The organism is Streptomyces sp. NPDC026417 (assembly GCF_055567695.1).
The window spans coordinates 50,532-61,203 of the sequence record NZ_JBVHPY010000033.1 but is presented as its reverse complement, the minus strand read 5'-3'; the positions used below and the strand labels follow the sequence as shown (position 1 = coordinate 61,203).

Genomic DNA, 10,672 nt, shown 5'->3' with positions numbered 1-10,672 from the left:
ACCCCACCGAGGAACGCTGGTGACGGACGGAGGTGCCAACCGGCGACGGGCGGATGTACCGGCACGGCCCCGACCCACCCACCACCCGCAGCGCAATCCGTACGAGCCCGCAGCCGCCCTCCGACGCAAGGGGCCGCGCCGGTACATCACATGCCCGTCGAGACGGGGCCACACCCCACCGAGGAACGCTGGTGACGGACGGAGGTGCCAACCGGCGACGGGCGGATGTACCGGCACGGCCCCGACCCACCCACCGCACCTACAGCGCACCCGCACCGACCACGAACCGCGAACCCCTACGAGTGCCCCAGCTCCGCAGACGTGTCGTCCGACGTCGCCGGTACCGACCCCGAGTCCGGGGACGGCCGGAGCGGGAAGGGGTCCACCCTCGTCTCGTCGACCACCGGCGGAGCCGGCCGCGGCGGCTTGGGCATGACCGCCGCCTCCGAGTGCCCTCCACAGCCGTACGCGAGGGACACGACCCGCCCGTCCGCCGGCGAGAACTCGTTGGCACAGACACCGAACGCCTGGCCGAGCGAGCCGCCGATCCGGTTCAGGAAGCCACAGCTGACGCACGCGGCGGGCGCCGCCTGAGCCATCGCGGTCTTGGGCCCGTAGGCCTCCTCCCAGCGATCCGCCGCGATGTGCAGCCCGTACCGGGACAGCACCCGGGCCCGCCGCAGCCCCAGCTCCTCCGCGACCGAGGCGATCGAGCCCCGGGAGGGAGCCGCCGGCAGAGTCGCCGGCGCCCCGCCCGTCACCTCCGCGTCCTCGGCCTCGACCAGCTCGGCCATCTCTTCCGAGACGGCGGAGTTCGGCAGGGGCTCGTCCTCGCCGGAGAACCCGGGCTCCAGCCGGAGATCGTCCGCCTCGGTGGGCAGCAGATCCCCCGGCCCCATGTCACCGGGCCGCAGCCGCTCGCTCCACGGCACCCACTCCGGCGCGAGCAGCGCGTCAGACCCGGGCAGCAGCACGGTCTCGTCGAGCGTCACGACCTTGGCGCGGGAGGCCCGGGCGACGGTGGCGGCCCAGCGCCAGCCGCGGTACCCCGGATCCTTGCACTCGAAGAAGTGCGTGACAACGCGGTCCCCCTCGGAGACCAGCCCCACGTGTTCACCGACGACGCCGGGTGCGGCGGCCTCCTCGGCAGCGGCACGGGCGAGGCCCACGGCCTCGGCGCACAGGCGGTCGGGGGTGCGGCTTCGCGTTGTCGCGCTCACAGGTATCGCTTCTCTCCTACGCCGTCTCACGGGTGCGCCGGTACCCGGCGAGGTGCGGACGGAGCGGACCAGGGGGCCGCGTCGACGTCCGCGCCCGATCGCGCTCGGGCGCACCTACGCCATCCATTCTGCGGGATGGCCGAGAGGCGCGCGGCCGAGAACAACCGCCGCAGGCGCGCTACGCACGCTACCTTCTCCTGGCCCCTGGGCCCACACCGGCGTGCGGCCGGGTTGGCTCCGGGCCGCACTCGGCACCGGCTTCGAAGGCCGGCACACCGCCGCGCGGAACCCGCTGAGACGGGCTCGCACCCCGTCGTTCGGGCCCTGTGCGGGCCCCGTGCGCGCCCCGGCGCGGGGGTCCGCACACCGCCGTACAGGCCCATACGCGCGGTAACCGCGCTACCTTCGCCGTTCTCGGGGCACTATGACGGAGTGGCAGCCGCGAGGTCGCCCCAAGGAGCCACCGGTACCGGTGCGACCAAGGGGAGCATCCGAAGTGGCGGATCGGGCCGGATGAGCGGGTCCGTCCGCGCGGTCGGCCGTGCCCTGCACTTCCCGGTGACCGGCACCGCCCGAGGGATCCGCAAGGCGACCCACGCGCACGGCGCGGGCGAATCCGGCCTCGGCAAGCTGATCGAGCTGCACGCGGTGAACGGCGCGGGCGACGTCATGATCACCGTCGCGCTGGCCTCGACGGTGTTCTTCTCGGTCCCCACGGACGAGGCCCGGGGCCGCGTCGCCCTCTACCTCGCCATCACGATGGCACCCTTCACGCTGCTCGCGCCGGTGATCGGCCCGCTGCTCGACCGGGTGCCGCACGGCCGCCGCGCGGCGATGGCCGGCGCGATGCTCGCCCGGGCGCTGCTCGCGCTGCTGCTGTCGGGCGCGGTGGTGACCGGCGGCATCGAGCTGTATCCGGCCGCGCTCGGCGTGCTGGTCTCCTCGAAGGCGTACGGGGTGGTGCGGAGCGCGGTGGTGCCCCGGCTGCTGCCACCCGGCTTCTCGCTGGTGAAGGCGAACTCGCGGGTCACCCTGGGCGGGCTGCTCGCCACCGGTGTGGCCGCGCCGATCGGGGCGGGACTGCAGGCACTCGGGGCGCGCTGGCCGCTGTACGGCGCCTTCGTGATCTTCATCGCGGGGATGTTCCTGTCGTTCTCGCTGCCGCCGAAGGTCGACTCGGCGCGCGGCGAGGACAAGGCGCTGCTCGCCGCGGACGAGGAGCACCTGCACGGGCCGCACCTGCGCAAGGAAACGCGCCGCCCCGGCCTGCGCACGGTCGGTACGGCGGTCACCCACGCCCTCGCGGCCAACGCCTCGCTGCGCTGCCTGTCCGGGTTCCTGATCTTCTTCCTCGCCTTCCTGCTGCGCGAGCATCCGCTCACCGGTGAGAGCGCGGCGGTCTCGCTGGGCATCGTGGGCGTGTCGGCGGGAGCGGGCAACGCGCTCGGCACGGCGGTCGGAGCTTGGCTGAAATCGCGCGCTCCCGAGATCATCATCGTGACCGTCGTGGCGATCGTGCTGGGGGCGGCGATCACCGCGGCGGTGTTCTTCGGCGCGGTCCTGGTGGCGTGCCTGGCCGCGGTGGCCGGGTTCGCGCAGGCCCTCGCCAAGCTGTCGCTGGACGCGCTGATCCAGCGGGACGTCCCGGAGGCGGTCCGTACGTCGGCGTTCGCGCGTTCCGAGACGCTGCTCCAGGTGGCGTGGGTGATCGGCGGGGCGATCGGCATCGTGCTGCCGCTGAACGGCACCCTCGGCCTCAGTGTGGCCGCCGCGATCGTCGCCGTCGGCTGGCTCACCACGGTGCGCGGACTGCTCGGCTCGGCCCGGCACGGCGGCGCGGACGCCCGTCGGCGGGTCGCCTGAGCCGCGCCGCCCGCGCCACGGTGCCTCACGCCCCCGGCGGCACCCCGCGCCGCGGCTCCGCCCACCCGCGTGGCGGCACCCCACGGCACGCCGCACCCCACGTGGGGAGACCGGTGGACCTGCCCGATAGCCTTCGGCCATGACCTCCCTGCGTTCCTCTGCGCGCCGCCGTCGCGCCGTCGCCGCTGTCGGCGCCGTTTCCGCCGGGCTCCTCGCCCTGTCCGCCTGTGACAAGCCGACGCCGCTGGCCACCGTCACGGTGGGCAAGAACTCGGTGAGCTCCGAGACCGACTGCTACAACGACGGCAAGGCGGTGAAGACCACCGAGCTGGCGAAGTGCCTGAAGTCCGAGGACATCAAGTCGATCAAGGTCGACCCCGACGAGACCGTGCGCTTCGGTGTGGATCCGGACGTCGCCGACAAGGGCTGGACGATCCTGATGAACGGCCGTCCGCTGACCGACGAGAGCAAGAAGACCTACCGCACGATCCCGGGCAGCGTGTTCTTCAACGCCGAGTACGGCGCCAGCGGCAACTCGACGCTGATCTCCGTGAAGGAGGGCGACGAGCCGGTGACCGGCCTGTGGTCGTTCAAGCTCAAGAAGGATTCCTGATCACGTCTGCCGACGAAGTCCCGGGCGCGTCCGGTGTACGCGTCCTGGTGGCCACCGCGGTTCCCGCCGAACGGGACGCGGTGGCCCGGGCGTTCGCGCCCCCGGGCCGTGAGGCCCTGCCGACCGGCGTCCCGCTTCCCGGGGTGACCCTGCACCGGGCGCCGGGCGGCCACGACCTCCTCGCCGCCGGTGTGGGCCCCGCCCTCGCCGCCGCCGCCACCGCCACCGCCCTCACCGCCGCCGGGCTCGCGGGAACCCCGTACGACCTCGTCGTCTCCGCCGGTATCGCCGGCGGATTCCAGCCCGCCGCTCCCGTCGGCTCGCTCGTCGTCGCCGACGAGATCACCGCCGCGGACCTGGGCGCGGACACCGCGGACGGCTTCGTCCCCGTCACAGGTCTCGGCTTCGGAACCGTCACCCACCGTCCGCCGGAAACACTCGTACGAGACCTCGCCGCGGCCACGGGTGCCGCCGTCGGAGCCGTCCTGACGGTCTCCACGGTGACCGGGACGGCCGCCCGCGCCGCCGCCCTGCGCGACCGTCATCCCGGCGCCCTGGCCGAGGCGATGGAGGGCTTCGGAGTCGCCGAGGCCGCCGCTCTGCACGGTGTGCCGGTGCTGGAGATCCGCGCGGTGTCCAATCCCGTCGGCCCCCGCGACCGTGCCGCCTGGCGCATCGGGGACGCCCTCGCGGCCCTCACCGAGGCCTTCGGGAAGCTCGCGCCCGTACTGGAGAGTTGGAACCGACATGACCGCAGCCACTGAATCCGCCGCGCCCCTGCGCATCGCCTACTCGCCCTGTCCGAACGACACCTTCGTCTTCGACGCCTGGGCCCACGGCCGCGTCCCGGGCGCACCCCCGCTCGACGTGACCTTCGCGGACATCGACATCACCAACGGCATGGCCGAGCGCGGCGAGCACGACGTGCTGAAGGTGTCGTACGCCGTCCTGCCCTACGTCCTCGACAGGTACGCGCTGCTGCCGTGCGGGGGCGCGCTCGGCCGGGGCTGCGGGCCGCTGGTGCTGACCCGGGAGCCGGACGCGGATCTGACCGGCCGCACGGTCGCCGTGCCGAGCGAGCGGTCGACGGCGTACCTCCTCTTCCGGCTCTGGGCGGCCGACACCCTGCCCGACGGGGTGGGCGAGGTCGTCGTCATGCCGTTCCACGAGATCATGCCCGCCGTCCGGGACGGGAAGGTGGACGCCGGACTCGTCATCCACGAGGCCCGCTTCACGTACCGCGACTACGGGCTGCACAAGCTGGCCGACATGGGCGAGCACTGGGAGCGGACGACGGGCCTGCCGATCCCGCTCGGCGCGATCATCGCCAGGCGGTCGCTGGGCGAGGCGAAGCTGAAGCTGCTCGCCGAGTCGGCGCGCGCCTCGGTCCGCGCCGCCTGGGACGACCCAGAGGCCTCCCGCCCCTACGTCCTGGAACACGCCCAGGAGATGGACCCGGCCGTCGCGGACCAGCACATCGGCCTGTACGTCAACGAGTTCACGGCCGAGCTGGGCGAGGACGGCTACGCGGCGGTCCGCGGACTGCTCACCCGTGCGGCGGCCGAGGGACTGGTGCCGCCCCTCGGCCCGGACGCGCTGGACTTCCCCTGACCCGAGCGGGCGGGAGGGCCGCCGGGGCCCCTAGACGTCGAGCTGGTCGGCGACCGCCCGCAGCAGGCCGGCGATCTTGTGACCGGAGGCCTTGTCGGGGTAGCGGCCCTTCTCCAGCATCGGCGTGATGTTCTCGAGAAGGGTCGTCAGGTCCTGGACGATGGACGCCAGTTCGTCCGGCTTGCGGCGCTGGGCGGCCGCGACCGAGGGAGTGGGGTCCAGGATCGTCACCGAGAGGGCCTGGTCGCCGCGCTGACCGGCGACGACGCCGAACTCCACACGCTGGCCGGGCTTGAGAGCGTCGACTCCGGCGGGCAGGACCGAGGAATGGACGAAGACGTCGCCGCCGTCGTCGCGGGAGAGAAAGCCGAAGCCCTTCTCGCTGTTGAACCACTTGACCTTGCCGGTGGGCACGTCTGTCCTCGTCCTCGTACTCGTCGGGAACTGCTCGGAAAACTGCAGGGACAACTGCGCGGGCAACGGCCCGGAAACTGCCCCGGATAGCACTACAGCGGGTCGTCGGACCCGCCGGTACCAAGGCTAATGGTCCGGGGGCCGGTGACAAGACGTCGCCGGTCGGTTCCTACGCGCTGGGAACTACCCTGGTCGGGTGCGTGACAAAACCCAACCGAATTCCGCCGAGCCCGGTGACTGGCTGATCCGCGCCGGTGCCCTCGTCTTCTTCGTCGGGGCGGTGGCCACTCTGGTCACCGTGGCCCCGCTGCTGCTCGGTACGACACCGTTTCCGACGTTCATGTTCGGCCTGAGCATGCTGATGGGCGTCGGCTTCCTGCTGGCCGGAGCCGGGGTGTTCCAGTCGCTCGCGGCGGGCCGCCGACGGGCCCGCGCCGCACGGTCGTAGCGGGGCCGCCCGGCTTCCGGCGGGGACGGCGCGAACGCGCGGCCGGGCTCAGCCGGCCGTATGGCTCCGCAGCCATGCCGGGAACTCCGTGAGGTCCGCGAGGACCACGTCCGCCCCCGCCGCGGACAGCTCCGCCGCGTCGCAGGGACCGGTCGCGACGGCGACGGAGTGGGCGCCCGCCCGGCGGGCGCCGCGGACGTCGCCGGTGTGGTCGCCGACGTAGACGCCGGCGCCGTGCTCGCGCAGCGCCTCCGCCTTCTGCTCGGCCCACAGGTTGCCGACCACCGCGTCGGCGTCGATGCGCAGGTGCTCCAGGTGCAGCTTGGCGTTGGGCTCCCACTTGGCGGTGACGACGACGGCCCGGCCGCCCGCCGCCCGCACCGCCTCGACCGCCTCCCGGGCGCCGGGCATCGCGAGCGTGCCGGTGATGGCGTGCGCGGGGTACATCTCACGGTAGAGGTCGGCCACGGCGGCGACCCGCTCGGCCGGGAACCAGTTCGCCAGCTCGTCCTGGAGCGGCGGCCCGAGCCGTGTGACGACCAGGTCGCAGTCGATGTACGCCCCCGTCCGCTCGGAAAGCGCCCGGTAGCAGGCGTGGATGCCGGGCCGGGAGTCGATCAGGGTCATGTCGAGGTCGAAGCCGACGGTCGGCGCGCGCGAAGTCATATGGGCCATTGTGCCCAGCCGCCCCGGCGGGCCTCCCAGCCGATCCCGGCGCTACGGCCGGCGCTGCGAGCGCCAGGCCAGGTAGAGGGCCGAGGCGACGGCGGCACCGCGCACCACCCAGGGCCAGGTCCCGGTGATCGCGTCGCTCATCCGCCCGTCGGCGACGGGGTCGCCCCAGCGGCCCTCCGTACGCCCCCACAGCCAGACGAGTCCGGCGGTGGCGGCCAGTCCCGGCAGCACCAGGACCGCCCACTTCGCCTCGGCGGGGGTCAGCCGGCGCGAGGTGTAGGCGATGAGCCAGCCCAGTCCGAGCGCGACCCAGTTGCCGAGTGCCGCCCCCGCCACGAGCAGGGCGGCGGCGAGCAGCAGGAGCGGATTGCGCCGGCCACCGAGCCGGGGCAGCCGCCGGCGGCGGGCGGGCGCCGCCTCCACCGCTTCCCCCGGCCCGGCCGCGGCACGGGCCCGGTCCGGGTCGGCCGGGAGAGCGCCGTCGTCCACGCCGGGCGCGTCCGGCTGCGGCCGGGGCGGTTCGAGTATCTCGGGGATCTCCACGCCGCCGACGAAGCCCGGCACGCTCTCGCCGGGCCCGAACGTACTGGCGTCCACCCGCCACCAGTCCGGGCGCGTGGCGCTGTCGCCCAGTTCGTGGGTGCCGGCCAGGTGCGGGGGCGACGGGGTGTCCCGAACGGCCCCGGCCGGCCCGGACTCCGCGGGGCGCGGCCTCGGGACGACGCGGCGCAGGCCCCGGGGTCGGTCCTCCGCCGCCCGGCCGAGCCCCTCGTGGGCGCGCTGGACGGGGACGGCGGCCGGGGTCTCCGGCCCTTCCGGCGGGGTGTCGCCGCCCGCGGCGGTCACGACGTCGTCCGGGGTGCCGAGGCGGCCGAGGATGCGGCGGACGGACGCCGGGCTGTCGACGGGCGCCCTGGCCCTGCGCCGGTCGATCTCGCCCCGCAGCTCGGACACCAGGCGCATCCGCGTCGCGGACGGCAGTTGCCGCTGCTGGGCCAGGTCGCCGACCCGGCTCAGGTAGTCGAAGACGAGCTGGTCGCTCTCGATCCCCACGAAGTCCCCTCCGGGGCGGGTGCGTTGGATACCCCGTCCCCCCGACGGTACCGGTTCCCCGCTCTCCACCGCCCGTTTCCGTGCCGCCCCGGGCTGCGGGGGCGGGGCCGCCGGGAGGCGAAACCGCTACCGTTGGCCGGATGAGCACCGAGGAGCAGCCCACGACGGAGTCCGCACCCGCGGGGAACGCACCGCGCTCCCTGGCGGAAGCCCTCCGCGCGCGGGACGACGCCTCCCTGTCCGCGCTGCTGCGTGCCCGCCCGGACCTCATCACCCCGGTCCCCACCGACCTCACCCAGCTGGCCACCCGGGCCGGCACCCGCGCCTCCGTCGTCCGCGCCCTGGAGCGGCTGGACCGGTTCGCGCTGCAGACGGCGGAGGCCCTCGCCGTGGCGCCGGAGCCGGCGGCGTACGGCGAACTCCTCGGGCTGATGGCGGGCGACGACCGCGACCCGGTGGTCGCCGGAGCGCTCCCGCACGCCCTCGGCACCCTGCGCGAACAGGCCCTGGTGTGGGGCCCGGACGAGCGCCTGCGTCTGGTCCGCACCGCACGCGAGCTGCTTGCGCCGTCCCCGCAGCACCCGTCCCCGACGGGTCTCGGTCCCACCGTCGCGGAGGCCACGACGGGCATGTCCCCGGGCCGCATCCAGGAGATCGTGACGGCGGCCGGGCTGCCGACCACGCACGACTCCGTGTCGGCCGTGGCGGCGCTGACGGAGCTGTTCTCCGACCGTACGCGGATGTCCGCGCTGCTCGACGCGCTGCCGGCCGAGTCGCTGGAGGTGCTGTCCCGGCTGGTGTGGGGGCCGCCGTACGGCCAGGTGACCGCCGACCCCGCGGCCCGGCTGCGGCAGCTCCTGGACCGCGGGCTGCTGCTGCCGACCGCGCCGGGCACGGTCGTGCTGCCCCGGGAGGTCGCCCTGCATCTGCGGGCGGGCCGCGCGCACCGCGAGACGCAGCCGCTGCCGCCGGTCGTCGCACCGGCCGCGACCCACCGGCCGGCGATGGTGGACGCGACGGCGGCGGGCCAGGCGTACACCGCGCTCGCGACCGTCGAGGAACTGCTGAAGGACTGGGACGAGGGCGGCCCCGCGGTGCTGCGTGCCGGCGGGCTGAGTGTGCGGGACCTGAAGCGCACGGCGGTCGCCCTGGACGTGGCCGAGCCGGTGGCCGCCTTCTGGGTGGAGCTCGCCTACGCGGCCGGGCTGCTGGCGTCGGACGGCGACGCCGACGAGCGGTACGCCGCCACGCCCGCCTACGACGAGTGGCTGGAACTGCCCTCCGCCGAGCGCTGGACCCGGCTCGCGGCGGCCTGGCTGGCCGCGACCCGGACGGCGGGTCTGGTCGGCGGGCGCGACGCGAAGGACCGTACGCTCTCGGCGCTCGGCCCCGGCCTGGACCGTTCCGCCGCCCCCGAGGTCCGGCACCGCGTCCTCTCCCTGCTCGGCACGCTCCCCGAGGGCGCCTCGCCCGACCCGGACTCGCTCCTGTCCCGCCTGCACTGGGAGCGCCCCCTGCGCGGGGCACCGTCGGCACAGGACGACCTGCGCACCCGGCTCGCCCGGTGGACCCTGTCCGAGGCCGAGTCCCTGGGCGTCACCGGCCGCGGCGCGCTCTCCGCGCACGGCCGGGCCCTGCTCGGGCTGCCCGCCGCGGCCGGCCCGGACGCCGAACCGTCCGGCCCCGGCGACAAGCTCCCCGCCCACCGGCGCCACCACCCGGCCCCCGCCGAGCGGACCCCGCGCAGCCCCGCCGAACAGGCCGCGGACGCGGCCGAGGCCGCCCGGCTCCTCGCGCCGCTGCTGCCGGAACCGCTCGACCACGTCCTGCTCCAGGCGGACCTGACCGCGGTCGCGCCCGGCCCGCTGCGGCGGCCGCTGGCCGACATGCTCGGGGTGCTCGCGGACGTGGAGTCGAAGGGCGGCGCGACGGTGTACCGGTTCACGCCCGGGTCCGTGCGGCGGGCCCTGGACGCCGGCCGGGCCGCGGCGGACCTGCACGCGTTCCTCGCCGAGCACGCCCGCACACCCGTGCCGCAGCCGCTCACCTACCTCATCGACGACGTGGCACGCCGCCATGGCCATCTGCGCATCGGCGCTGCCTCCGCGTACGTCCGCTGCGACGACGACGCGCTGCTGAACGAGATCGTCGCGGACAAGCGCGCGGCCGGTCTGCGGCTGCGCCGGCTGGCACCCACCGTCCTGGCCGCGCAGGCCGATCCGGCGGCGCTCCTCGAAGGGCTGCGCGCGATGGGCTTCGCACCGGCCGCCGAGTCCGCCGAGGGCGATGTCCTGATCACCCGGGCCCACGCCCACCGGACGCCGCCGCGCACCGCGCCCCAGCCGGTCCCGGAGGGCCCTCCGGTCCCCGACGCCACCCTGCTGAACGCCGCGATCCGCGCCGTCCGCGCCGGCGACCTGGCGTCCACCGCCCCCCGCAAGACCGCCCCGGACGCCGCCGCCACCGGCGGGGGGCTGCCCCGCACCAGCGCCGCCGAGACCCTCGCCACCATGCAGGCCGCCGTCCTCACCGGTGAGGCCCTGTGGATCGGCTACGTCAACGCCGAGGGCGCCGCCAGCCAGCGCGTCATCGCCCCGGTCCGCGTCGAGGGCGGCTTCGTGACGGCGTACGACCACACCGCCGACGAGGTGCGCACCTATCCGCTGCACCGGGTCACGGGTGTCGCGGAGCTGGCCGACGAGCAGCCCTGACCGCGATCCCGACGTGATCGCCCGCCCGTACGGCACACTGGACGTTTGGCCGCACGCGTCGGAT

At 75.2% G+C, this 10,672-nt stretch carries 10 protein-coding genes; 6 read left to right on the top strand and 4 right to left on the bottom strand.

Annotated features, from left to right (window positions below):
- Positions 1–296 precede the first annotated feature (296 nt).
- Positions 297–1,220 (bottom strand): DUF3027 domain-containing protein, encoded by a 924-nt coding sequence (locus ACZ4NT_RS35055; protein ID WP_121402265.1) that lies wholly within the window; start codon positions 1,218–1,220, stop codon positions 297–299.
- Positions 1,221–1,652: 432 nt separating this feature from the next.
- Here ACZ4NT_RS35055 and ACZ4NT_RS35050 point away from each other — a divergent pair, with 432 nt between their 5' ends.
- The 4 genes from ACZ4NT_RS35050 to ACZ4NT_RS35035 all read left to right on the top strand — a co-directional run bounded on the left by ACZ4NT_RS35050 (position 1,653) and on the right by ACZ4NT_RS35035 (position 5,307).
- A complete protein-coding gene (locus ACZ4NT_RS35050; RefSeq protein WP_121402264.1) occupies positions 1,653–3,083 on the top strand; it encodes an MFS transporter in 1,431 nt (476 codons plus the stop codon).
- A 139-nt stretch (positions 3,084–3,222) separates the two neighbouring features.
- Entirely contained in the window at positions 3,223–3,696 is a 474-nt protein-coding gene (locus ACZ4NT_RS35045) for a DUF2771 domain-containing protein (protein WP_121402263.1), read from the top strand.
- Between the two features lie 47 nt (positions 3,697–3,743).
- Complete coding sequence (locus ACZ4NT_RS35040; protein WP_467729206.1) at positions 3,744–4,460, top strand: futalosine hydrolase; 717 nt, start codon at positions 3,744–3,746, stop codon at positions 4,458–4,460.
- Positions 4,444–5,307, top strand: a complete 864-nt coding sequence (locus ACZ4NT_RS35035; RefSeq protein ID WP_121402261.1) for a 1,4-dihydroxy-6-naphthoate synthase — start codon at positions 4,444–4,446, stop codon at positions 5,305–5,307. Before ACZ4NT_RS35040 ends, ACZ4NT_RS35035 begins: the two co-directional genes overlap by 17 nt.
- Positions 5,308–5,337: 30 nt before the next feature.
- On the opposite strand, the gene ACZ4NT_RS35030 is transcribed toward ACZ4NT_RS35035, so the two are convergent.
- Entirely contained in the window at positions 5,338–5,721 is a 384-nt protein-coding gene (locus tag ACZ4NT_RS35030; protein WP_121402260.1) for a cold-shock protein, read from the bottom strand.
- A 196-nt stretch (positions 5,722–5,917) separates the two neighbouring features.
- Here ACZ4NT_RS35030 and ACZ4NT_RS35025 point away from each other — a divergent pair, with 196 nt between their 5' ends.
- Complete coding sequence (locus tag ACZ4NT_RS35025) at positions 5,918–6,169, top strand: hypothetical protein (protein WP_121402259.1); 252 nt, start codon at positions 5,918–5,920, stop codon at positions 6,167–6,169.
- A 48-nt stretch (positions 6,170–6,217) separates the two neighbouring features.
- On the opposite strand, the gene ACZ4NT_RS35020 is transcribed toward ACZ4NT_RS35025, so the two are convergent.
- Positions 6,218–6,844: a haloacid dehalogenase-like hydrolase gene (locus ACZ4NT_RS35020; protein WP_121402258.1), complete on the bottom strand. Its 627-nt coding sequence runs from the start codon at positions 6,842–6,844 to the stop codon at positions 6,218–6,220.
- Positions 6,845–6,886: 42 nt separating this feature from the next.
- Positions 6,887–7,897: a hypothetical protein gene (locus ACZ4NT_RS35015; RefSeq protein ID WP_467729202.1), complete on the bottom strand. Its 1,011-nt coding sequence runs from the start codon at positions 7,895–7,897 to the stop codon at positions 6,887–6,889.
- 140 nt (positions 7,898–8,037) lie between these two features.
- Here ACZ4NT_RS35015 and ACZ4NT_RS35010 point away from each other — a divergent pair, with 140 nt between their 5' ends.
- Positions 8,038–10,608: a helicase-associated domain-containing protein gene (locus tag ACZ4NT_RS35010; protein WP_467729200.1), complete on the top strand. Its 2,571-nt coding sequence runs from the start codon at positions 8,038–8,040 to the stop codon at positions 10,606–10,608.
- The last annotated feature ends 64 nt before the right edge of the window (positions 10,609–10,672 follow it).

Bases quoted from the DNA above. Each gene is read 5' to 3' on its own strand.
- ACZ4NT_RS35045 (WP_121402263.1), top strand. From the start codon at position 3,223: ATGACCTCCCTGCGTTCCTCTGCGCGCCGCCGTCGCGCCGTCGCCGCT.
- ACZ4NT_RS35035 (WP_121402261.1), top strand. From the start codon at position 4,444: ATGACCGCAGCCACTGAATCCGCCGCGCCCCTGCGCATCGCCTACTCG.
- ACZ4NT_RS35020 (WP_121402258.1), bottom strand. From the start codon at position 6,844: ATGGCCCATATGACTTCGCGCGCGCCGACCGTCGGCTTCGACCTCGAC.
- ACZ4NT_RS35010 (WP_467729200.1), top strand. From the start codon at position 8,038: ATGAGCACCGAGGAGCAGCCCACGACGGAGTCCGCACCCGCGGGGAAC.